Consider the following 26,757-nt stretch of genomic DNA (forward strand, 5'->3'; position numbering starts at 1 on the left):
GTGTCTTTCCTGACTATCTCGTTGCATCTGCTTGTCAGGTACCGTGTGTTTGGGCTGCTGTCAGTTGGCAAACGACAACTCGGCGCTAGGGGAATGGCGCTTGATCCTGGCCGAAATTTCGCGCGCCAGTTTCTCGATGTATGGCGGTTTCACTATCGACAGGTGGCTGCCTCCGATCTTCGTCACTTCAAGGCGTTCCCCTAGCAGATCGCCCCAGCCCAGCGTCATGTCTTCGCCCTCGTTGCGGTCCGTGGCAAAGAACGTCACGTTCGTCGCTGCAGGACGCGTCTGGTATGTTTCCGCTGCTTTGGCGCTGGCCTGATAGAGCGCCAGTATTCGCTTCATCAGCGGCATATCGATGTGTGCCGGAAGAAGTGCTTCGCGTTGGCACACGGCGATCATGGCGTCGATGTCTTTGCTGTCGGCCAGCGCGATCAACTCGTCGTAGGCAGGATGCTGTCGAACGTCGATTACATCCGGATGTTGATCGACGATCCAGTTCAGCAATGCCCTGCATTCGTCGAATTCGACGGCATTTTCCGACTGCCAATGCGCCTGCAGGAATCGACTGCTGCCCGTATCGATCATCCCCACGAAGTTGACGGTCTCGCCGGCCGCGAGCAACTGGTGGGCGATTTCATACGCGATCATTCCACCCAGCGACCAGCCCGCGACCATATAGGGGCCAGAGAGCTGGACCTGCCGCATCGCATCGACATAGGCGGCTGCCATATCGACGATGCTTGCGTGCGGCGTCTCGCCGACGGCGAAGCCGCTCGCCGCCAATGCATAGACCGGCTGATCCGCCTCCAGATGCCGCGCCAGGTCGAACGCATACTGGACTTCTCCGCCGATGGGGTGAATCAGGAACAGCGGCGTCGAATGGCCGTGGGATCGAATCGGAACAAGATTCGGATGGCGGGTTGCCGTCCTGCTCGAATCGACGAAGGCAGCCAGTGCACTCAGGGTGGGATGGGAAAACATGTCGCGCAATTCGGTATCGATGTCGCCGCGCTTGCGCAACTGCGAAACCAGTTGGACCGCCAGCAAGGAGTGACCGCCCCGCGCAAAGAAATCATCATGTATGCCCACCTTTTCGACTTGCAGCAGGTCGGCCCAGATGTCGGCGATGATCTGTTCGGTAGGCGTGCGTGGCGCCACATGTACCGCGTCGTTCCGCACCATGTCCGGTGCCGGTAGCGCGGCGCGGTCGACCTTGCCGTTGCTGGTCAACGGCATGGCGTCGAGCGCGATGAAGTACTCGGGCACCATGTAATCGGGCAGCGTTTGCAGCAAGGCCGTACGTAGGGCGGCCGCTTCGGGCAATACCTGTCCGTCGTGTGCCACCAGATAGGCCACCAGTCGGGGGATATGCCGCTCGTCCGGCCGGGCCAGCACGACGACATCGCGTACTGCGTCCAGCGTACCCAGCGTCGATTCGATTTCGCCCAGCTCGATACGCAGGCCGCGGATCTTGACCTGATGGTCGCTGCGACCCAGGTACTCGATCTGCCCGTCCGGCAGGTACCGGGCCAGATCGCCCGAGCGATACATCCGCGCCCCGGGTGTGGCACTGAACGGGTTCGGGATAAAGCTCTGCGCGGTCAGGTCGGGACGATTGATGTAACCCCGGGCCAGACCGACGCCGGCGATATACAGATGCCCGATCACGCCCACCGGTACCGGGTTGAGCACTTCATCCAGGATATGGATCTGGATGTTCGCGATAGGCTGGCCAATCGGTACGCAGGTCAGCGCACTGTCGTTCCGGCACGGCCAGTAGGTAACGTCGACCGAGGCTTCGGTCGGGCCGTACAGGTTATGCAGTGCGACGTGATCCCAGGTGGCGAAGAAGCGCTGCTGCAATTCCAGAGGCAGTGCCTGCCCGCTGCACATGACCTGCCGCAAGGACTGGCCGCCGCCGGCCGCCGCTTCGTTGAGGAACACCTCCAGCATCGGCGGCACGAAATGCAGGGTGGTGATGCGCTGGGCGTCGATCAGCCCGGCCAGATAGGCCACGTCCTGATGCCCGCCGGGTCGGGCGACCACCAGCGTCGCCCCTTCGATCAGCGGCCAGAAGAACTCCCAGACCGACACGTCGAAGCTGAAGGGCGTCTTCTGCAAGACCCGGTCGGCGGCGGTCAGCGGATAGACTTCCTGCATCCATTGCAGGCGGTTGACGATGCCTTGCTGGTCGATGCCCACGCCCTTGGGCTTGCCGGTCGAGCCGGAGGTGTAGATCACGTACGCCAGGTGGTCCGGCTGGGTCTGATGGTCGAGATTGTCTTCGGCGTAGGCATGCAGCACATCGGCGTCGCTGTCCAGACAAAACACGGGCAGGTCCGGTGTCGCCGATAGCGCATCGTGTAAATGCCGCTGGGTGAGGACCACGACGGGTTTGGCATCGGCGACGATCGTCGCCAGCCGCTCCGGCGGATAGGCCGGATCGAGCGGCACGTAAGCGCCACCGGCCTTCAGGATGCCGTACAGTCCGACGATCATCTCCAGCGAGCGCTCGACGCACAGGCCGACCAGCGTGTCCGGTCCGACGCCCAGACCGCGCAGATGCCGGGCCAGACGATTGGCTTGCGCATTGAGTTCGGCGTAGCTCAGCGATGCGCCTTCGAAGACCACGGCGGAATGGTCCGGGCTGCGCTGTACTTGTGCCTCGAACAGCTGGTGCAGTGTCTGCGTGCCGTTCGGATACACCGTGGCGGTGTCGTTGAACGTGTGCAGCAGCTGATGGCGTTCGTCGTCAGAGAGCATGGCCAACTCGCCGACAGGAACGCCCGGATCGGCGACGATCGCCTGCAACAGTGCGGTGAAGTGCCCGGCCAGCCGCTCGATCGTGCGCGCCTCGAACAGCTCGGTGCTGTATTCGAAACCGCCCTGCAGCCCTTCCCTGCCCTCGGTCAAGGTCAGCGTGAGATCGAACTTGGCCGTGACGCTCTCGCCATCCAGTACGTTCATCGACAAGCCCGGCAAGGCCAGCTCGTCCATCGGCATGTTCTGCAGGACCAGCATCACCTGGAACAGCGGCGTGTAACTGGTGTGCCGCTCCGGTTGCAGCGCTTCGACCAGTTGCTCGAACGGGACATCCTGATGGGCGTACGCATCGAGCGTGTGCTGCCGGACCTGTTGCAGCAGATGGTGGAAATCGCGCTGCGGATCGACCGTCGTGCGCAGTACCAAGGTGTTGACGAAGAAGCCGATCAGATGCTCGATTTCGGTACGGTTGCGATTGGCGATCGGGGTGCCGATGCAGATATCGGTCTGTCCGGCATAGCGGGCCAGCAAGACATTGAAGGCGGCGCACAGCGTCATGAACAAGGTGCTTTGCGTCTGGTGACCGAGTGCTTGCAGGCGCGATACGAGCGTCGCCGGCAGGGCGAACGGCAACGAGGCCCCGCTGTGATCGGACAGCGCCGGCCGCGGCCGGTCCGTGGGCAGCGTCAACAGGGTCGGGCTATCGGCCAGTTGCTGCGTCCAGTAGCTCAGCTGTCGCTCCAGTACCTCACCGCTGAGCCACTGCCGCTGCCAATGCGCGAAGTCCGCGTACTGAATCGGCAGTTCCGGCAAGGGCGACGGCTGGCCTTGCGTATAAGCGGCGTAGATTGCCGCGATCTCGCGCACCAGGATGGAAAGCGACCATCCATCGAAGACGATATGGTGCATCGTCAGGAGCAGCAGGTGTTCCCGATCGTCGAGCCGCAACAGCGCCCCTCGAATCAGAAGATCCGTTTCCAGATCGAATGGCGTTCTCGCTTCTTCCGCCGACAACCATTGCGCTTTGGCTTCTCTCTCCTTCAACGGCAGATCGGACAGGTCATTGACCGCGAGTGGCAATGCCATGCAAGGCATGATGACCTGCACGGGCGCCCCGTCGCGACCTGCGAAACAGGTGCGCAGTGCTTCATGGCGGCGCACGATCTCGGTGAGCGCACGGGTCAGCGCGTCTACATCGAGATGTCCCGTCAGGCGCACGGCGGCCGGGATGTTGTAAAGCGCGTTCTGCCGTTCCAGCTGATCCAGGAACCAGAGGCGCGTCTGCGTAAATGACAACGGCAACGGTATATCGCGGTTTACGGGCAATAACAGCGGAGCGCCGATGCCGCTATCGGCTTCCGCCACCATCAGCATCAACGCTGCAATGGTCGGTGCTTCGAACAAGGCACGCAAAGGCAATTCGACTTGCAGCGAGATCTTTATCCGCGACATCAGCTGTGTCGCCAGTAGCGAATGCCCGCCCAGCGCGAAGAAATCGTCGTGTATGCCGACCTTGTCCAGCTTCAGGATGCCGGCCCAGATGTCGGCCATGATCTCTTCGGTTGGCGTACGCGGCGCGACATAGCCCTCGTCGCTGCGCGTCATGTCCGGCGCCGGCAAGGCGTTTCGGTTGATCTTGCCGTTTGGCGTCAGGGGCATATGATCGAGCGCGATGAAGTAGCTCGGCACCATGTACTCGGGCAGCGTCTTCGACAGGATCGAGCGCAGTTGCGCTTCATCCGGCACCGCTTGTCCCTCGTGCGCCACCAGATAGGCGACGAGCCGCTTGTCGCCCGCGTCGTCCTCCCGTGCCAGTACCACCACCTCGCTGGCCAGTGCCTGCAACGCTGACTCGATTTCGCCCAGCTCGATGCGGAAGCCGCGAATCTTTACCTGATGATCGATACGTCCCAGGTATTCGATATGGCCATCCGTACGGTAACGAACCAGGTCGCCGGTGCGATACATGCGTGCGCCCGGCGTGGCACTGAACGGGTTGGGTACGAATTTCTCCGCGGTCAGGTCGGGCCGCTTCAGATAGCCTCGTGCGAGTCCATCGCCGGCGATGAAGAGTTCGCCGGCTACCCCGATCGGAACCGGATTCCACCGGGCGTCGAGAATATAGGTCTGCGTACCGGCAATCGGCCGGCCAATGGACACCGGCGCGGCGGAGCCATTCTCTACCAGCGTGAACGTGGAATACGTCGTGTCTTCCGACGGGCCATACAGATTGAAAACCCGTTCGACCGATTCCCGCCGGTAGAGCGATTGCGCAAGCGAATTGGCGAGCGCCTCACCGGCCAGGTTGACGACCTTGACCGATGCCGGAAGCCCCTTGCTGCGATGTACTTCCGCCATGGCCGAGGGCACGGTATTGACCAAGGTAACCGGAAGCGCGGCTGAATTTTCCGAGAAGTCCAGGATGTTGTCGACCAGCCAGCTCGAACCGCCCTGACTCAACGGAACGAAGATCTCGAAGATGGAAAGATCGAAGCACATCGAGGTCGACGCCAGCACTTTGTCGAGACTGTCCCGGTCGAAGGTGGCCAGGGCCCAGTGAATGAACGCCGTGGCGTTCCTGTGCTGGATGGCTACGCCCTTCGGTTTTCCGGTCGACCCGGACGTATAGATCACATACGCCAGATGATCGCCGTGGGTGGCATGTGCGGGATTGTCGTCGCTGCAGCTTTCAAGTAATGCGTTCCCGGCGTCGATGCAGAACACCGACGTTCCCGCCACCGCCGGGAGGCTCGATTGCAGATGCCGTTGCGTCAACAGCACCCTCGGCTGGGCATCCACCAGCATCGTCGCAATCCGCTCCGACGGATAGGCGGGGTCGAGCGGCACATACGCACCGCCCGCCTTCAATACCCCAAGCATGCCGACGACCATATCGGGCGTGCGTGTCATGCATATCCCAACCAGCACGTCCGGGCCAACGCCCAGCTTTCTCAGGTGATGCGCCACCTGATTGGCCCGACTGTTCAGTTCGGCATAGTTGAGCGCGGTTCCTTCGTGCATGACCGCCACGTTGTCCGGCGTGCGCACTACTTGTGCTTCGAACAACCCCTGGATGGTTGTTGCCTCGTGCGGCAACATGGCAGCGGTATCGTTCCATTCGGCCAGAATGCGGTGGCGCTCGTCGTCGCCAAGCATGACCAGGTCCCCCATGGGGCACGTCGGGTCCGCCACGATGGCGCGCAGCAGGCGTGTGAAGTGGCCAGACAGGCGCTCGATGGTTCCGGCATCGAACAGGTCGGTGTTGTATTCGAAGTTCCCGTACAGACCGTCCTTGCCTTCGGTCAGCATCAGGGTCAGGTCGAATTTGGCGGTAACGCTTTCGCTCGGCACGAGTTCCAGTTGCAGGCCCGGCAATGCCAGCCGGGTCATCGGGGCGTTCTGCAACACCAGCATGACCTGGAACAGCGGCGTATAGCTGGCATGGCGCTCCGGTTGCAGCGCTTCCACCAATTGTTCGAACTGCACATCCTGATGCGTATAGGCATCGAGCGTGTTCGTCCGTACCTGCTTCAACAGCGCCGTGAATCCGAGACTCAGATCCACTTGCGTGCGCAGTACCAGCGTATTGACGAAGAAGCCGATCAGCCCCTCGATTTCGGCGCGGTTGCGATTGGCAATCGGCGTGCCGATGCAGATGTCGCTTTGCCCGGAGTAACGTGCCAGAAGGACATTGAACGCCGCGCACAGCGTCATGAACAAAGTGCCCTGCGTTTTTCTGCTCAACGCCTGCAGTTGAGCACTAAGCTCCACCGGAATGACATATGGCAGCGACGCGCCTCGTTGACTCTGCGTCGACGGGCGCGGCCGGTCGGTAGGCAAGGTCAGGAAATTCGGGCTACCCGTCAGTTGCTGCTTCCAATAGTTCAGCTGCCGGTCCAGGACATCGCCGCTCAGCCATTGCCGTTGCCAGTTGGCAAAATCGACATAGCGCATCGGCAGCTCTGGCAGCGACGAGGGCAGACCCAGCGCATGACTCGCGTACAGCGCGCTGACTTCCTTTACCAGAACGCCCATCGACCAGCCATCGGAGACGATGTGATGCATGGTCAGCAACAGCAGATGGTCCTGGTCTTCGAGTTGCAGCAGGCTGCCCCGGATCAGCGGCCCGGTTTGCAGGTCGAAGGGAATGCGCGCTTCGTCGAGCATCAGCCACTGCACCCTGGCATCGCGCTCCTTGCTTGCCGATTGGCGCAAATCGTTATGTGCGAGCACCAGGTCCAGTCGCGGCATGATTCTCTGCACCGGCGTTCCTTCGATGCTTTCGAAGTACGCGCGCAGTGCATCGTGGCGGTGCATCACATCGTTGAGAGCGCCTTGCAGCGCTTCGCGATCGAGCTTGCCTTTCAACCGCACCGCCAGCGGGATGTTGTACGCCAGGCTCTGGCCTTCCAGTTGATCCAGGAACCACAGGCGCTGCTGTGCAAACGACAGCTGAAACGCTTCAGCCGGTTCGACCGGTGTTGGCGGCACATCCACGCTTTCGACGCCCTCCGGCACGATCTGGCCGACCATGTCGGCCAGCGTCGGTGCCTCGAAAATCGTACGCAGCGATATATCGACCTGGAAGGTCCCGGCAATCCGCGACATAAGCTGCGTGGCCAGTAACGAATGGCCGCCAAGCTCGAAGAAATTGTCGTGGACGCTGACCTGCTCGAGGTTCAGTACGTCCATCCAGATGTCGGCCATCTTCCGTTCGTCCACCGTGCGCGGTGCTACGTAGCCTTCGTCGCTGCGCGTCGTGTCGGGTGCCGGTAGCGCCTTGCGATCGATCTTGCCGTTCGACGTCAAGGGCAAGCGATCGAGCGCGACGAAGTAGAGCGGCACCATATATTCCGGCAGGCTCTGCCGCAAAATGGCGCGCAACTGCGTCGCGTCAGGCACGCCCTGCCCTTCGTGCGGTACCAGGTAGGCCACCAGGCACTTGTCGCCCGGATTGTCTTCCCACGCCAGGACCACGGTCTCGCGAATTTCCGCTATCGATTGCAGTTCGGCTTCGATTTCGCCCAGTTCGATGCGGAAGCCTCGAATCTTGACCTGGAAGTCGTTGCGGCTCAAAAACTCGATGTTGCCGTCGGGGAGGTAACGACCGAGGTCGCCGGTTTTGTACAGACGGTTATCGGGCTGACCTGCGGGGACGAACGGATCGGCGATGAATCGTTCCTGTGTCAGGGCGGGCAGATTGAGGTAACCAAGGGCGACACCGGCACCGCCGATATAGAGTTCGCCTGCGACACCGACCGGGACGGGCTGCAGATTGCCGTTCAACAAGTAGATGCGGGTGTTGCCAATGGGGCGGCCAATCGGGATGCTGCGGCCCGGGACGACCTGCGTAATGTCGTACGTCGCCGCGAACGTCGTGGTTTCGGTCGGTCCATAGCCGTTGATCAGCCGCTTCGGCGGATGGCTCTGCAAGACCTTTCCGATGATGTGCGGATCGAGTGCATCGCCGCCCACGATCAATGCGCGCAGTTGCGAAATCGCGCTGCCCAGGGCTTGAGCGTACTGATTGAACAGTCCCACCGTCATCCACATGCAACTGATCTGCTGCTCCTGGATGAGCGTGGCCAGCCTGGCCGGCAGCATCAGGTCGTCGTGACCGACGATGACGATGGCTGCGCCGGTTTGCAGGGGAACCCAGATTTCCAGCGTGCTGGCATCGAATGCCGGGTTCGCTGCGCAGGCGAACCGGTCTCCAACCTGTAAGTCGAGATAGCCATTGTCGATCGCGAGACGCTCGATGGCACGATGCGGTATTTGCACACCCTTGGATTGGCCGGTCGAACCCGAGGTGTACATGATGTAGGCACACGCAGAACCGTCGATGGCCGTCGGCAGGTTGCGCTCGGACTGTCGTGCCAGCTCGCTCCGGGTATCGGCCAGATCGAGTTCCACTCTACGGACGGTATCCGGCGTGGCTATGCCGCTACGCGTAACGATGCAGCGTGCGGCGCAGTCGTTGAGCATGTGCGCCTGGCGGTCGATGGGAAGCACGGCGTCAAGGGGAACGTAGGTCGAACCGGCTTTGACGACGGCCAGCTCCGCGACGATGAGATCGACGCTTCTCGGCAACGCGATCGCGACAGCGTCGCCGTCCCGGACACCTTGCGCGCGTAGCAGATGCGCCAACTGGTTGGCATGCCGGTTGAGCTGGTCGTAGCTGTATCGCTTCTCGCCATCGATGACGGCCAGAGCGTCGGGCGTTTGCCGCGCCAGTTGCTCGAAGCGCTGATGGATGCACAGTGCGCCCGGCCGGATGTCGCGATGAACCGGGACGGTATCGTTGAATACATGGAGCAACTGGTTGCGCTCGGCCAGCGGCATCACTTCCAGGCTGTCGATACGCGCATCCGGGTGGTTCTCCAACGCGTCGGTCAGGTGCTCCAGTACCGAGTGCACGTACTGGCATAGCCGCTGCGCCCGCTGGGCATCCTGTATCTGGACGGCCAGGCCAAAGTTATCGCCAGCATCGTCGACTGAAAGCACGCAGGGATAATTGGTGCGTTCCTTCATGCCGATCAGCTGCATGCCCGCAAGATCGTCGGCGCTGACCGCATCCGCGCTGACGTTGTGACGATAATTGAGCAGTGCCGAAAACAGCGGCGTGGGCGCCACTACGCCGCTTGCACGCTGGGCCAGTGCCAGCGATGCGTGCTCATGACGCAGCAACTTCGTCAGGAGCACGTGCGTATCGCGCACTCCATCGATCACACGCTTTGCGCCCGTCGATATGCAGACAGGGAGTGTGTTGATGAACAGACCAAGCACTTGATCCGCACCCTCGCCGCTTTGCATGCGGCCAAACAGCACGGTGCCAAACACCACGTCTTGCCGCCCGGAAAGCAGCGACAATACCCGCGCCCACGCCAGATGCATCAGGCTGGCGGTGCTCACGCCGAGCTTTCGTGCCTGCTGTCGCAAACGGCGTGACAGTACCGGCTCCACCTGAAGTCGCGCTTCGGCGATATCCGCACCGTCTCCCTGTACGTCCAGCAGTCCAAAGGGAGCGGTAGGTTCGTCGACGTGTGCCAGAATCGAACGGAAGAACGTCTCGTGTTCCGCCTGGCTGACGCCCGAGCGGGCCTGGGCCACGAAATTGCGGTAAGGCAACGGCGTGGACAGCATGTTGCCGTGCCCGTCGAGAATGGCCCTGAGTTCCCCGGCCATCAATTTGAGCGAGGTATTGTCGTCGATCAGGTGATGCAGCATGACTTGCATCAGCCACCGGCCACGCGTCTGGTCCTCGGCGACGAAGCCTTTGATCAGGGGCGCGTTGCGCACATCCAGGCGATAGTTCAGAGGGTTGTAACGTGCACCCAGTTGCGTGGCTACGTCGTCGTCCCCGGCCAGCGATACTTCTTCGATCTTCAGCGACGCATGTCGCCACACCACCTGCACAGGCTCGGCCAGTTCCTCCCACAGGACGGCGGTACGCAACACGTCGTGCCGGGCGATGACCGTCTGGAGCGCCGACACGAAGTTGTCGAGGTGGCTGCGCGTTTCGAACGCCAGGAGCATTTCCATCACATAGGCGTCGCGTTCTTCCGCCATCAGGTGATGGAACAGAATGCCTTCCTGCGCCGGCGACAACGGATAGATGTCCTGAATATTGGCCGCGCCGCCCGGCACGCTGCCGACGATCCTGGCAATGTCCGCACCGCTCAGCGTTGCCAGCGTGACCATGTCCGGCGTGATATGCGCACTTCCTTCCGGAATGCCGTTGGCGGGTACGACGATATTGCCGCCACCCGTTTCCGTAGCCAGAGCCAGCGCCGCCACGGTCGGTTCGACGAAGAACGTCTTGATATCGACCGATAGCTCCACGCGGCGCATCCGTTCGATAAGAGCGATGGCGAGCAGCGAATGCCCACCCAGCCTGAAGAAATCGTCGAACACACTGACCTTATCCAGTTTCAGAACATCGGCCCAGATGTCGGCGATGATCTGTTCGGTAGGCGTGCGTGGCGCCACATGTACCGCGTCGTTCTGCACCATGTCCGGTGCCGGCAGTGCGGCGCGGTCGACCTTGCCGTTGCTGGTCAACGGCATGGCGTCCAGCGCGATGAAGTACTCGGGCACCATGTAATCGGGCAGCGTTTGCAGCAAGGCCGTACGTAGGGCGGCCGTTTCGGGCAATACCCGTCCGTCGTGTGCCACCAGATAGGCCACCAGTCGCGGGATATGCCGCTCGTCCGGCCGGGCCAGCACGACGACATCGCGTACTGCGCCCAGCGTACCCAGCGTCGATTCGATTTCGCCCAGCTCGATACGCAGGCCGCGGATCTTGACCTGATGGTCGCTGCGACCCAGGTACTCGATCTGTCCGTCCGGCAGGTACCGGGCCAGATCGCCCGAGCGATACATCCGCGCCCCGGGTGTGGCACTGAACGGGTTCGGGATAAAGCTCTGCGCGGTCAGGTCGGGACGATTGATGTAACCCCGGGCCAGACCGACGCCGGCGATATACAGATGCCCGATCACGCCCACCGGTACCGGGTTGAGCACTTCATCCAGGATATGGATCTGGATGTTCGCGATAGGCTGGCCAATCGGTACGCAGGTCAGCGCACTGTCGTTCCGGCACGGCCAGTAGGTAACGTCGACCGAGGCTTCGGTCGGGCCGTACAGGTTATGCAGTGCGACGTGATCCCAGGTGGCGAAGAAGCGCTGCTGCAATTCCAGAGGCAGTGCCTGCCCGCTGCACATGACCTGCCGCAAGGACTGGCCGCCGCCGGCCGCCGCTTCGTTGAGGAACACCTCCAGCATCGGCGGCACGAAATGCAGGGTGGTGATGCGCTGGGCGTCGATCAGCCCGGCCAGATAGGCCACGTCCTGATGCCCGCCGGGTCGGGCGACCACCAGCGTCGCCCCTTCGATCAGCGGCCAGAAGAACTCCCAGACCGACACGTCGAAGCTGAAGGGCGTCTTCTGCAAGACCCGGTCGGCGGCGGTCAGCGGATAGACTTCCTGCATCCATTGCAGGCGGTTGACGATGCCTTGCTGGTCGATGCCCACGCCCTTGGGCTTGCCGGTCGAGCCGGAGGTGTAGATCACGTACGCCAGGTGGTCCGGCTGGGTCTGATGGTCGAGATTGTCTTCGGCGTAGGCATGCAGCACATCGGCGTCGCTGTCCAGACAAAACACGGGCAGGTCCGGTGTCGCCGATAGCGCATCGTGTAAATGCCGCTGGGTGAGGACCACGACGGGTTTGGCATCGGCGACGATCGTCGCCAGCCGCTCCGGCGGATAGGCCGGATCGAGCGGCACGTAAGCGCCACCGGCCTTCAGGATGCCGTACAGTCCGACGATCATCTCCAGCGAGCGCTCGACGCACAGGCCGACCAGCGTGTCCGGTCCGACGCCCAGACCGCGCAGATGCCGGGCCAGACGATTGGCTTGCGCATTGAGTTCGGCGTAGCTCAGCGATGCGCCTTCGAAGACCACGGCGGAATGGTCCGGGCTGCGCTGTACTTGTGCCTCGAACAGCTGGTGCAGTGTCTGCGTGCCGTTCGGATACACCGTGGCGGTGTCGTTGAACGTGTGCAGCAGCTGATGGCGTTCGTCGTCAGAGAGCATGGCCAACTCGCCGACAGGAACGCCCGGATCGGCGACGATCGCCTGCAACAGTGCGGTGAAGTGCCCGGCCAGCCGCTCGATCGTGCGCGCCTCGAACAGCTCGGTGCTGTATTCGAAACCGCCCTGCAGCCCTTCCCTGCCCTCGGTCAAGGTCAGCGTGAGATCGAACTTGGCCGTGACGCTCTCGCCATCCAGTACGTTCATCGACAAGCCCGGCAAGGCCAGCTCGTCCATCGGCATGTTCTGCAGGACCAGCATCACCTGGAACAGCGGCGTGTAACTGGTGTGCCGCTCCGGTTGCAGCGCTTCGACCAGTTGCTCGAACGGGACATCCTGATGGGCGTACGCATCGAGCGTGTGCTGCCGGACCTGTTGCAGCAGATGGTGGAAATCGCGCTGCGGATCGACCGTCGTGCGCAGTACCAAGGTGTTGACGAAGAAGCCGATCAGATGCTCGATTTCGGTACGGTTGCGATTGGCGATCGGGGTGCCGATGCAGATATCGGTCTGTCCGGCATAGCGGGCCAGCAAGACATTGAAGGCGGCGCACAGCGTCATGAACAAGGTGCTTTGCGTCTGGTGACCGAGTGCTTGCAGGCGCGATACGAGCGTCGCCGGTAAGGCGAACGGCAACGAGGCCCCGCTGTGATCGGACAACGCCGGCCGCGGCCGGTCCGTGGGCAGCGTCAACAGAGTCGGGCTATTGGCCAGTTGCTGCTTCCAGTAGCTCAGCTGTCGATCCAGTACCTCACCGCTGAGCCACTGCCGCTGCCAATGCGCGAAATCCGCGTACTGAATCGGCAGTTCGGGTAGAAGCGACGGCTGGCCTTGCAAGAAAGACCGGTACAACGCGGCCACTTCCCGCACCACGATTCCCATGGACCAGCCATCCGAGACGATATGGTGGATCGTCAGGAGTAGAACGTGCTCGTCGCCGGTGAGCCGGATCAGACTGAAACGGATCAGGGGACCCACTGCAAGATCGAAGGGTTTGCTCGCTTCGTCCTGCTGAAGAAGGCGTGCCTGTGCCTCACGTGCCGCGGACGGCAAGCCGCTCAGGTCGGTGACTTCCAGCGGCAGCGTCCATTCCGGCGCGACGATTTGCACGGGCTCATCGCCAACGATCGCAAACGAAGTGCGCAGGACGTCGTGACGGCGAACGATCTCGTTGAGCGTGCGGGTCAGCGCATCCACGTCGAGATGTCCGGTCAGGCGCACAGCGGCCGGGATGTTATATACCTCGCGCCTCGACTCGTACTGATCGAGAAACCACAGACGCTGCTGGGCAAACGACAACGACAGCGACGCATCCTGCGGGATGGGTTGTATCGCCGACACCGTCTCCTGCTCGCCCGGTGTTCCCGATACCGGAGCGATCAGCTTCATTCTCTGGACGAGCGACGCCACGGTCGGTGCTTCGAAGATGGTACCCACCGGCACTTCGATTCCGAATTCGGCGCGAATTCGGGACGCCAACTGCGTCGCCAGCAAGGAATGTCCGCCCAGCTCGAAGAAGTCATCGTCGACATCAACCGACGGACGGCCGAACAATTCCTGCCAGATACGGGTCATCACTTGTTCGTGACTGGCCGCCTTAATAGTCGACGATGCGTCGGCCGCCAGCGCAACCGGCGCCATGGCGTCACGTCGCGTGACCGGCGTCCCCTGGCCTGCGGTTGCGAACGCTTCCGGACTATCCGGATAACGGACATCGGTCCAGTAGCGTTCCCGCGCGAATGGATAGGTGGGCAGACTGATGCGACGGGGATGGCCGCTGGCTGTACCGTACAAAACGTTCCAGTCGAAGGTGAAACCCCTGACCCACAGATCGAGCAGCTTGCCGAACTTGCCTTTGGCGACCCATGCCTGGATCGTCACGTTCATGTCCTCGTCGTCCGAAAGCATCGACAAGGCATTGCGTTTGACCTGACCGCGATACACACCCTCGACGTCGAAGGTGCCAGCGGCGCAAGCCGACAACTTCAGCCGCAAGTCGTCGAGCGAATCGACCAGCAGGGCCAGCCGCTCCTCCATTGCTTCGCGGCCAACCTGCAGGGTGTAAGCCACATTGGCCAGCGTCAGATCGGCGGCGACGCGTGCCGGTGCGATCGCGGCCAGCAGCCGTTGCACTTGCTCCTGCAGCCGCTCCGGATTGCGTGCCGACAGCACGACCATGACCGGGCCATCGATCGCCTGTATTGACGCCTGATCCGCGATGGGCGGCGCGATGTATTCCTCGATCACCACATGAGCATTCGCACCGCCCGCACCAAACGAGGAAACCCCGGCGATTCTCGGAATTTCGCGCCGTTGACCGCCAAGTTCCAGCAGCGGACGCGGCCAGTGTGCCAATGTCTGCTGCACGACAAAGGGCGTGTCGGCGAATTTGATGTTCGGGTTGAGCGTGCCCGCATGCAGACTTGGCACCAGGATATGGTGCTTCATCTGCATCAATACCTTGCTGATCCCCACGAACCCGCTCGCACTCTCGCTATGCCCGACATTGGACTTGGCCGATCCGATGGCGCAGTACTGCTTGTCCTGCGTCCAGTTCCGGAAGGCCCTGGACAGCCCGGCGATCTCGATCGGGTCGCCCAGGTTACTGCCGGTACCCTGCGCTTCCACATAGCTGACGGCGCGCGCATCGACACCGGCGCGTTGCAGGGCATCGTTCACCAACTGCGCCTGCATATTCGGGTTGGGCACCATATAGCTATGGGTTTTGCCGCCCGAGTTGATCGCGCTGCCCTTGATCACGCCATAGATATGGTCGCCGTCGGCAACCGCGCGATGAAGCGGCTTGAGCACGAGCGCACCCACGGCTTCGCTATCCACAAACCCATCGCCGTCGGCGGCAAACGACTTGCACTTGTCGCCGCTGGACAGCATTCCCATCGAGGACAGATCGATCAGGTGGGCCGGTGCGACGATCAGATTCACGCCGCCGGCAACGGCCACTTCACTATCGCCGCTACGCAGGCTTTCGATGGCCAGATGCACCGCCGTCAGCGAGGACGAGCACGCGGTATCGACCGCCATGCTGGGGCCCTGGAAATTGAACGCATAGGACACGCGATTGGCGATCGACCAGAAGCGCACGCCAGTCGCGTAATTCTCGTTCATGACGCCGACAAACAGGCCAACCTTTCTGCTCCGGCACACATTTTCCGGCGTGTAGCCGGCATCTTCGATGCTTGCGTGTACTTCCTGCATGAACAACCGTTCCTGCGGGCCGATCAGCTGTGCTTCGCGCGGCGTGATATTGAAGAACAGGCGATCGAAGCAATCCACGTCGTCCAGCAGACCTGCCCAGCGGGTATAGGTCTTTCCGGGTTGATGCTTAGCCGCGTCGAAGAACCTGCTGTTGTCCCAGCGCTCTGACGGAACCTCCGAAATGCAGTTGCGTCCCGCGGCCAGGTTGTCCCAGAACTGATTGATATCGGCAGCACCGGGGTAGCGCCCGGACAGGCCGACAATCGCCACGTCGAAACGCGGCGCGATCGCCGGTACGCTCGCCACCGTGGGGGCCACCCTGTGCACGCCTTCGTTCGCGCGGATGCGATTTGCCTCGCCCATCGAGGGAGGGAGTGTCGATATCGGGCTCGTCGTGCGCGTCCCGCTGGCTGTGGCAGCGACGGCAACATCCAGCCCCGTCCAGCGCATCAAGGCCTCGGCGTCGGTCTGGATGAAATGCTCGACGAGGCTCTCGATGTTCTGATGTTCGAAGAGCAACGTCGTACCGACGCTGTCGGCACCGAATACATCGCGCAAGGCATTCGTCAGTTCCATGACGAGGATCGAATCGATGCCGTATTTCTCGAAGTTGACGTTCGCCTCAATGGCATCGACGGGCAACTTGATGCCTTTTCCTATCAGCTTCTTGAACTGCACGATGCTCTTTTCACGCAACAGCGTATTCACGGCGAGGCCTGCTTGTACCTCGTCGGCCGTCCGGTTGCTGGAAGGGGTAACGCCCGTCAAATCGGCCATGTCAGAAGTGATCCGGTCAATGTTTGTGTCGCGTGTGGGCTTGGGATCGAAAATGCGCAAACTGAATTGCCTGATGCGGACGCAGACAAGGCCTGTCTGGTCGCACAAGTCGATATCGATTTTCTGGACCGCATCGCCGGCGAAAGTGCCTTCGCTGTAGCGCACGATCGCCCACATGTGGCTCGTGCAAGGCGCCAGGACGTCCAGCGCCTCGAGCGCGAACGGCAATGCAAGCAACGGTGCACTTGCTCCCGCTGTCGCTATCTGAAGACCCAGCGATGCTTGCAACGCAGCATCGAGCAGGCTCGGATGCAGGACGTACTGGTCCAGCGACGACGCTACGGATACAGGTAACGTTATTTGCGCCAGGACCTGCCCCTGACCGACGAACACGTCGTTCAGACCGCGGAAGCCCGGTCCGTAACGCAGGCCTTTCTGTTCGAGCACGGCATAACATTGCGCGGAACTGAGATGCGCCATGACGCATTGCTCGCGCAGTGCGTCCAGATCGTGGCTGGCTCCGATGTCGGCGGCATTCGCCACCGTCAGCACGGTGCCCTGGCCGTATACGGTGGCCGTCTCCCCGGCGTCGCTGTAGATTTCGTACCGGATCGCTCCGCCCTGTTCCGGATGAAGCGCCAGATGCAGGTCGAGTCCCGTCGCTCCCGCGACCACCGGCCGTGCCCACACCACCTTGCTCAGCGACAAGCCGCTGTCCAGATGCGTCGCTTCGCGTGCGGCGACTAGCGCCATTTCGAGTTGGGCTACGCCCGGCAGCACGCGCATATCTTCCACACGGTGATCGGCGAAGAAGAATTCCTCGCCATGGAAGCGGCTGCTGAAGCGCTGGACCGACAGGTCCGAGGTATTGCGATGCAGTAAGGGATGCAGCACGCGATGCATATCGCCGGAAGCCGGTACGTTCGAGCTCGAAGCCATGCCAGCGGAAACCCAGTATTTCTCGCGCGCGAATGGATAGACCGGCAGAGAGATTCGGCTGGGCTTGTGGTTGCCATAAAGGCTGGTCCAGTCGAGACCGTATCCCTTCACCCACAGATCGAGCAGCTCGCCGAACTGGCCGTTCTCGACCCAGTTGCGAACGGTCTGGGCCATGCTTTCATCGGCCGAGAATGTAGCCATCGCGTCTTTGTTGCGCCTGACCTGCCCGCGATAGAACTCGTCCATGCTGTCGCCCGCGAGGAAGCGTGTCAGCTTGTCGCGCAGTTCGGCGAGGGAGCCGACCACGAGACCCAGCCGCTCCTCCATCGCTTCGCGTCCGACCTGAAGCGTATAAGCGAGATTGGCCAGTCGGACTTCTTCCGGCGAAGAGACAAATGCCAATAGCTGTCGTGCCTGTTCGCGCAGCTGCTCGTCATTGCGCGCCGATAGCACGACAGCGGCGGGGCCGCTTGCGACAGAAGTCGTCGCGGCCGATGGAATGTATTCCTCCAGCACGACATGCGCATTCACTCCGCCGAAACCGAACGAGCTCACTCCGGCGCGGCGCGGCACAGCCTGTCCGCGTGCATCGCGTACTGCCGTCCATTCGCGTGCTTCCTGCACCACATAGAACGGACTACCGCTCAAATCGATGTACGGATTGAGGGTGTCGCTATGCAGACTCTTCACCAGCGTCTTGTGCTTCATCTGCAGCAAGACCTTGATGACACCCGCCACACCGGCCGCCAGTTCGAGATGGCCGATATTGGTCTTGACCGAGCCCAGCCCGCAGTGCGGCGCCGTGACGTCGCTCTCGCCCGTCGCGGCGTACAGCTCCTTGAACGCGGCCTTCAGGCCATTGATCTCCACCGGATCCCCCAGCGGCGTACCGGTGCCGTGAGCCTCGATATAAGTCACGGTGCGCGGATCGATACCCGCCTGCTGGTGGGCTTTCCGGACCACCGCGGCCTGCGCCTTCGGATTGGGCGCGGTCAGGGAGTTGGCGCGGCCACCATGATTCTCCGCCGTACCACGCACCAGACCGTAGATATGGTCGCCGTCGCGCTCGGCGGCGGACAACGTCTTCAACACCAGCATCGCGACGCCTTCGCCGCGTACATAGCCGTTGGCCTCGCTCGAGAAGGTCTTGCAGCGACCGTCCTCGCTCAGCATCCCGGCCTTGTTGAAGCTGATATGTGCTTCCGGTGTCACGATGGTGTTCACTCCGCCAACGATGGCGATGGACGATTCGCCATTCTGGATGGCCGCCACGCCGCGGCGCAGCGCGATCAGCGAACTGGAACAAGCGGTTTCCACCGGCTCGCTCGGGCCGTGCCAATTGAGCAGATAGCTGATGCGGTTGGGACCCACCGAAGGCACCCCGCCCGTCGAGGAATAGGCTTCACCTCCTAGGTTGGCGCGATTGAGCAGCGTGCCGTAGCCGGTTGCTCCGGTGCCGACATAGATAGCCGTATCGCTGCCGGACAGCGCCGGTCCTGCATAACCGGCATCTTCCAGCGCCTTCCAGACATGGGTCATCATCAGGCGTTGCTGCGGGTCCATCAGCTCCGCTTCCTTGGGCGAGATGCCGAAGAACATCGGGTCGAATTCGTCCACTCCGTCGATGAAGCCGCCCCATCTGATATTGGTCTTGTTCTCTTCGCGTACCGGGTCGCCGTGCCATGCTCGCCAATCCCAGCGCTCGGGCGGAATCTCGCCGATGCAATCCTTGCCGTCGCGCAGGTTGCGCCAGAAGGCATCGATGTCCCGCGCCTGCGGGAACTGACCGCTCATGCCGATGATCGCGACCGGTTCGTCGATCGTCTGACTCCGGCTTGCCGTTACCGTACTGAAACGGCTCCGTCCCCGAACACGGGAGCGCTCGGGCGTCGGTGCCATGGCGGTTGGTGCGGCACCGGTTGCCGTTACAAACTGCGGTGCCAGCGCGGTCGGGTACTCACGCACCAGATAACCGGCCAGACCGTCAAGCGTCGGGTACTCGAAGAAGATCGTCGGTTTCAGTTCGATACGGTACTGCTGGTTCAACGCATTGCCGAATTCGGTCAGCGATACCGAATCGAAACCGTATTCGCTCAGGGTCGTTTCGCCGTCGATATCCTCCGGCTTCACCTTGATCAGCGACGACACCATCCCTACCAGCGCCTGTTTCACGCGATCTTGCAAGATGTGTCCGGGTAACGTCCGGTCGTCGTGAGTTGTGGGCACTACCGCTATCGTTTCAGGTGGCTTGCCCAGCAGTACCTGCCGGATGCGGGCCGCGTCGCCCGCCACGACCAGCAGCTGATTCAGCCCACTCGCCAGCGCCTGTCGCAGAGCCAGTACACCGCTATCGGTGGCCAGCGCATGCATGCCCAGTTGCTGGATCAGCATCGTGCGCGTCGCGGCATCCGCCTGCATGCCGCCTTCGTCCCACAACGGCCAGTTCACCGACAGCGTGTGCCCGCGGCGCTGTCCTTGTGCCACGCGTTCGGCGCGATGGTGCGCGAAGGCATCCATGAACGCATTGGCCGCCGCATAGTCGGCCTGTCCCACATTTCCCACCGCGCCGGCGATGGACGAGAAGCAGATGAAGCAGTCGAGCGTCATGTCGCGGCTGGCTTCGTCGAGATTCAGCGTACCGGCCACCTTGGCGCTGAGGACGTCGTGCAGTTGTTGCCGGGTCTTCTTGGCGATGAAGCTGTCGCGTACCACGCCGGCGCTATGGATGATGCCGTCGAGACTTTCGAACTCTTCCGGAATGCTGTGCACCAGTTGCGTCAGGGCAACGGCATCGGTGACGTCGACCGCGTGGTAGCGCACCACGGCACCGAGGGTTTCCAGGTGGCGGATGTTGGCCTGAATGCCTTCGTTCGGTGCCGATCGGCCAGTCAGGATCAGCACGGCGTTCCGGGCCTGACTCGCGATTTCGCGCGCGAAGATCAAACCGAGTCCGCCTGCCCCACCGGTGATCAGGTACACACCATGCGCTTTCCACGGCGAGGCGGCTTCAGGTGTCGACGGGCGTTCGGCCCAGCCGCCGATCTGGCGTTCGCCGTCGACGTAGCGCACTTGCTGCGCGTTTCCATCGCGATTTTCCAGCAACGCCTGCACGATGTCCTGACCGCTTTCGACGCGGATGACCTGACCGACGATGCGCGGATTTTCCAGTTGCGCCGTGCGCAGCATGCCGCCCAGTCCGACCATGGTCTGGCCCATGCCGTGACTGGGCACGACCACCTGGATCAGATGCCTACCGCTCTGACTGCCCAGCGACTGGATCTGTTCCAGAAGCATGCCAGCGGCGGATTCATAGCACTGCGCCAGATCCCGATTCGCGGGAATGGCCACGCAGACCACGCCCGGCAAGTGCGCCTGAATGCGATCCGCATCTACTGCGTCGAATCCGCATACCAGCAGCAGGTGCTTTGCGAACACGCGGTCCGCGGAGCTATCGATCGCGGCAGGCTGCGCTGTCCATTCCGGGCGTAGCAGCAGCGTCTGGATACGTCCGTCAGGCACGGCCATCGGTACCGTCGGTTCGGATTCGCTGTGCGTGGCGCTCGCCGTCGACGGTCTCAGACTGAACTGCCTGAAGCGCACGCATACCGAACCGCGCTCATCGCACAGATCGATATCGAGCCGCTGTACCGCGTCATCCGTCCGACTGCCAGCGCTGTGCCGGACGACCGCCCACATGGCGGTCGTGCATGGCCTCAATACTTCCAGGGCACCCAACGCAAAGGGCAGCATCAGCGTTACGTCCGCCGCCGTACCCAGTTGCAGACCCAGTGTCGCTTGCAACGCCGCATCCAGCAGACTGGGATGCAGCACGTAGCCATCCATCCGCACAGACGCAGGTAGCGTGATACGCGCCAGAACTTGCTGCGACCCCAAGAACAGTTCGCTCAGGCCCTGGAAACCCGGTCCATAGTGCAAGCCCATCCGTTCAAATCGGGCATAGCACGCTTGCGCATCATAGTTTGCCTGCATGCATTGCTCGCGCAATGTCGCCAGATCGTGGGTTGCGGATGCGTCCGGAGCTTCCATCGCAACGGTCAGGGCCACGCCCTGGCTATGCACCACGGCTATGCCGTCTTCGCCTTCGCTGTAAATTTCGAAGCCTACGTCGCCGGCTTCTTCGGGGGAAAGCGCGATATGCAGTGTCAGCCCATTGGCAGCAACCACGACCGGACGCACCCACACCACATCGTTCAATGCGATATGACCTGTTTCGCCGATCACTTCACCGACCGCGCGGCGTGCCATCTCCAGTTGTGCGACGCCCGGCAATACACGAGCCCCTTGCACCACATGATCGGTCAGGAAGAATTCTTCCCCGCTGAAGTGCGTGCTGAAGCACAGTCCATCGACGTCCGAAGTATTGCGATGTAGCAGCGGATGTAGCGCCTCGCCGTTGCCGGACGAGACGACCGCCTGTCCTTGGCCGCTCTGTATCCAATAGCGCTCGCGGGCAAACGGATAAGTCGGCAGGCTGATGCGCCGCGGCCGATCGGTGCCATACAGACGCTGCCAGTCGAAGGCGAGGCCCTTCACCCACAGGTCGAGCAGCTTGCCGAACTTACCCTTGGCGATCCACGCCTCGACGATGGTATCCATGTCGTCGTCGCCAGACAGGGCGGCCAATGTGTCTTTATTGCGTTTGACCTGACCGCGATACAGCTCGTCGATCGCGGTCTCACCCGCAGCATAAGCGCTCAGCTTTTCATGCAATTCGGGTAATGAGTTCACCACCAGCGCGAGCCGTTCCTCCATGGCATCGCGCCCGACCTGCAGCGTGTACGCCAGATCGGCCAGTGCGATATCCGCATTCGATGCGATAGCTGCCAGCAACAACTGCACCTGTTCGCGAAGCCGGTCCTCATGGCGTGCCGACAACACGATCAATGCGTGGCCGCTCGCTGCATACGAAACGACCGGCGCAACGTATTCCTCGATCACCACATGTGCATTCGCACCGCCCGCACCGAACGACGAAATTCCCGCGATTCTCGGCAATTCACGCCGGTCCAGCATCGGACGCGGCCACGGCGCGAGTTCCTGCTGCACGACAAACGGCGTGCCGGCAAAGTCGATGTTCGGGTTCAGTACGCTCGAATGCAGGCTCGGCACCAGTTGCTGGTGTTTCATCTGCAGCAGTACCTTGGTCACGCCGGCGATGCCCGCCGCGCTCTCGCAATGACCGATGTTCGATTTGGCCGAACCGATGGCGCAGAACTGGGTGTCCTGCGTCCAGCCACGGAATGCCTTGGACAGCCCCGCAATCTCGATCGGATCGCCCAGACTGGTGCCGGTGCCGTGCGCTTCCACATAGCTCACCGCGCGGGCATCGATGCCGCCCTCACGTAGTGCTCTTTCGATCACCTTGGCCTGTGCGTTGGGGTTCGGCACCGTATAGCCGTTGGTCTTGCCGCCATGGTTGATCGCGGTGGCCTTGATCACGCCATAGATGTGATCGCCATCCGCTTTCGCCTGCGCGAGCGGCTTCAGCAGTACCGCACCGACGCCCTCACCCGGCACGTAGCCTTCGCCACCCTCGCCGAAACTCTCGCAGCGGCCCTTGCCGGAAATGAACTTGCCTTGGGCCAGCATCAGGTACTTGTTCGGGTGCACCGATACATTCACGCCGCCCGCGACCGCAACGGCGCAGCCGCCGCGTTGCAGGCTCTGGCAAGCCAGGTGGATCGCCGTCAGCGACGACGAACACATGGTGTCCAGCGCCATGCTCGGACCGTTGAAATTGCAGAAATACGAAATCCGGTTCGCGATCGAGGCCGGGCTGCCAGGTATGGCGAGGGGGCGTCCCCGCGCCTGCTCTTGCGCGCCGTACAACTGATACTCCTCGTACATCACGCCGACGAACACACCGACGTTGCTGTCCTCGGCCACGTTGTCGCGTGTGTAGCCCGCGTCTTCCAGCGTGCCATGCACGCATTCGAGGAACAGCCGTTCCTGCGGGTCCATCAACTCCGCTTCGCGTGGCGAGATGTTGAAGAACAGCGGATCGAACAGGTCGACGCCATCGATGAAACCGCCCCATTTCCCATAGGTCTTGCCGGGCTTGTTGCGGTCTTCGTCGTAGTAAAGCGTGTGATCCCAACGTTCCGATGGAATCTCGGTGATGCTGTCCTTGCCCTGGCTCAGATTGGCCCAGAACTGTTCGAGGTTGCCTGCCTGCGGATAGCGTCCGGCCACACCGATGATCGCGATTTCACTGATGCCGGGATCGGTCCCGCGCAACTCAAAACGCGAACGGCGGTGTATGGCCGGTACGGCCTTCCGGTTGCCATGAGGTCTTACCACGGCTGCCGGCGCCGAGACGATGGTTCTTTCACCGAACAGCTCAATCAGCTCGGCGCGCCAGGATTGCAGAAAATAGTCGGCCAGCGCCGCGATGGTCTGGTATTCGAAGAATAGTGTCTTTGGCAATGAACCGAAGGATTTTTCCAGCTTGAGGGTCAGGTCCATGATCAGGACGGAATCGATGCCATAGGCTTCCAGTGGCGCGTTCGCATCGATTTTGTGCGGCGGCAATTTGAGCGTGGCCGATAGCAGCCGGACCAGATGGCGTACCGTCTTTTCGCGCAAGTCTTCAGCCATCGGCTCGGCACGATCCATCTCGGCCGCCACGACGGCCGACTTCACCGGCATATCTTTCAATAAGGTTGCTTTCAGCCGGTCTATTACGCCTTCGGCCACCAGCACCTGAGGCAGCCCGCTCGACACGGCCTGTACCAATGCCGCACAACCGCTGGCACTACGCAGAGGCGTCATGCCGGTTTCCTGGAGCAGGTATCGGCGCGTGGCGGCATCGACCTGCATGCCGCCTTCGTCCCACAGTGGCCAGTTCACCGACAGCGTGCGTCCGTGACGCTCTCCGCGCTCTACCAGTTCGGCGCGGTGGTGTGCGAAAGCGTCCATGAAGGCATTCGCTGCCGCGTAGTCGGCCTGCCCCACGTTACCGAGCGCACCTGAAACAGACGAGAAGCAGATAAAGGAGTCGAGCGCCAGGTCGCGGCTGGCGTCGTCGAGATGGAGAGTGCCGGCCACTTTGGCGCGCAGTACCTCGTGCAATTCCTCCCGGGTCTTCCTGATGATGAAGCTGTCGCGCAGGACTCCGGCACTGTGGACGATGCCGTGCAGACCGCCGAAGGTTTCTGCAACGCCGTGTACCAACTGCGTCACGGCGTCGCGATCGCCCACGTCCAGCTGACGGTATTGCGCCGTCGCGCCCAGCGCTTCGAGTTCGGCGAGTGCGGCCTGCGTTGCATCCGTCAGCGGTGAACGCCCGGTCAGGATCAACGTGACGCCCCTGGCCTGACGCGCGATGTCGCGAGCGAAGATCAGGCCCAGACCACCCGCGCCTCCGGTGATCAGGTACACACCTTGCGCCTTCCACGGCGACACGGCATCCGGCGTCGACAGACGTTCGGCCCAACCGCCGATCTGGCGTTCGCCGTCGACGTAACGCACTTGTTGCGCGTTGCCGTCACGGTTTTCCAGCAACGCCTGCACGATGTCCTGACCGCTTTCGATGCTGATGACCTGACCGACGATGCGCGGATTTTCCAGCTGCGCCGTGCGCAGCATGCCGCCCAGACCCGCCATGGTCTGGCCGATCCCCTGCGCCGGTACGACCACCTGAATCAGATGCTGCCCCGACTGGCTTCCCAGCGACTGGATATGCTCCAGCAAGGCGCCGGCGGCGGATTCGTAGGCATGTGCCAGATCCCGATCCGCGGCGAAGGCCACGCAGACGACGCCAGGCATTTTCGCCTGCACGCGATCCGCGTCTGGCGCATCGAGTCCGCACAACATCACCAGGTGTCGAGCGAACACGGGGTTCGCGACGCTATCGGTTGCGGCAGGCCGGACTTCCCATACAGGGGTCGTCAGCAAGGTCTGCAACGCCATACCGGATTCGGCGATAACCGTCGATGCCCGTAACTCAAGCTGGCGGAAGCGAACGCATACCGCGCCTGTTTCGTCGCAGAGATCGATATCGATCGTCTGCGATGCATCGACCGCCGTGCTTCCGGTGCTGTGACGCACGAAAGCCCACATGGCGGCGGTGCAAGGTGCAAACACGTCCAGCGAACCCAGATTGACGGGCAACAACAGCACCTGCTCGCCCATATCGACAGTTGCGTGAACCAGCCCAAGGGCGGCTTGCAACGCTGCGTCCAGAAGACCGGGATGCAATGCGTAGCCATCCAGCTTCGTCGAAGCGGGTAAGGTGATCCGCGCCAGAACTTGCTGCGACCCCAAGAATAGTTCGCTCAGTCCCTGGAATCCCGGACCGTAATGCAAGCCCATCTGTTCGAATCGGGCATAGCATTGCGCCGCACTCAAATAGGACGCCGTGCACTGCTGACGCAAAGCCGAAAGGTCGTGCACTACCGTTTCGCCAGACTCCGCATCCGCGACAACGATCGCCGAGCCCTGGCTATACGTCACGGTGTCGCCGTCATCGGCGTCGCGGTAAATCTCGAAGCCGATTTCGCCATTCTCTTGCGGAACCAGTGCGATTTTCAGGTCGACTCCATCCACGCCGACAGCTACCGGTCGCATCCATGCGATGTTCTTCAACTGCAGTTGACAATCGTCTTCAATCGCTTCGCTGGCGGCGTGTCGCGCCATTTCCAGTTGGGCGACACCCGGAAGAATACGTATGCCTCGCACCACGTGATCGGCGAGGAAGAACTCTTCGCCGCTGAAATGGGAGCTGAAACGCTGCACCGAAAAACTGGAGGTATTGCGATGCAGTAGTGGATGCAATATCCCTCCCGTCGTCGACGAGGCGATCGGCTGCGGGGCGGAAAGTTCTATCCAGTAGCGCTCGCGGGCAAACGGATACGTGGGCAGGCTGATGCGATGTGGCCGGTTGGCGCCGTACAGGCGCTGCCAGTCGAAGGCGAGGCCCTTCACCCACAGATCGAGCAACTTGCCGAACTTGCCCTTGGCGATCCACGACTCGACGGCAGCGGCGATATCGTCGTCGCCGGACAGAGCGGCCAGTGTGGCTTTATTGCGTTTGACCTGACCACGGTACAGCTCATCGATCGCGGTCTCACCGGCCGCATAGACGCTCAGTTTCTCGCGTAGCTCGGATAGGGAGCTCACCACCAGCGCGAGCCGCTCTTCCATCGCTTCGCGTCCGACCTGCAGCGTATACGCCAGATCGGCCAGCCGGATATCCGGCTCCGTTTCCGGCGTAGCGAGGATCGCCAGTAGCGATTGAACCTGCTCGCGCAGCCGCTCATCGTCGCGCGCCGACAGCAGCACCATGGCCGGACCGGTCGGAACTGCAGACGTCGCCGCCGGCCGGATGTACTCCTCGATCAATACATGTGCGTTCGCACCGCCCGCACCGAACGACGAAATGCCCGCGATTCTCGGCAATTCCCGCCGGTCCAGCATCGGACGCGGCCACGGTGCGAGTTCCTGCTG

The 26,757-nt window shown here is 62.1% G+C and carries 1 protein-coding gene; it reads right to left on the minus strand.

All coding sequences use genetic code 11. The features are described 5' to 3' along the window. Nucleotides 1–60 precede the first annotated feature (60 nt). Nucleotides 61–26,727 (minus strand): non-ribosomal peptide synthetase, encoded by a 26,667-nt coding sequence (locus EC912_RS04215; protein ID WP_243649130.1) that lies wholly within the window; start codon nt 26,725–26,727, stop codon nt 61–63. Nucleotides 26,728–26,757 lie beyond the last annotated feature (30 nt).

Source organism: Luteibacter rhizovicinus, assembly GCF_004342265.1.
Classification (GTDB): domain Bacteria; phylum Pseudomonadota; class Gammaproteobacteria; order Xanthomonadales; family Rhodanobacteraceae; genus Luteibacter; species Luteibacter rhizovicinus_B.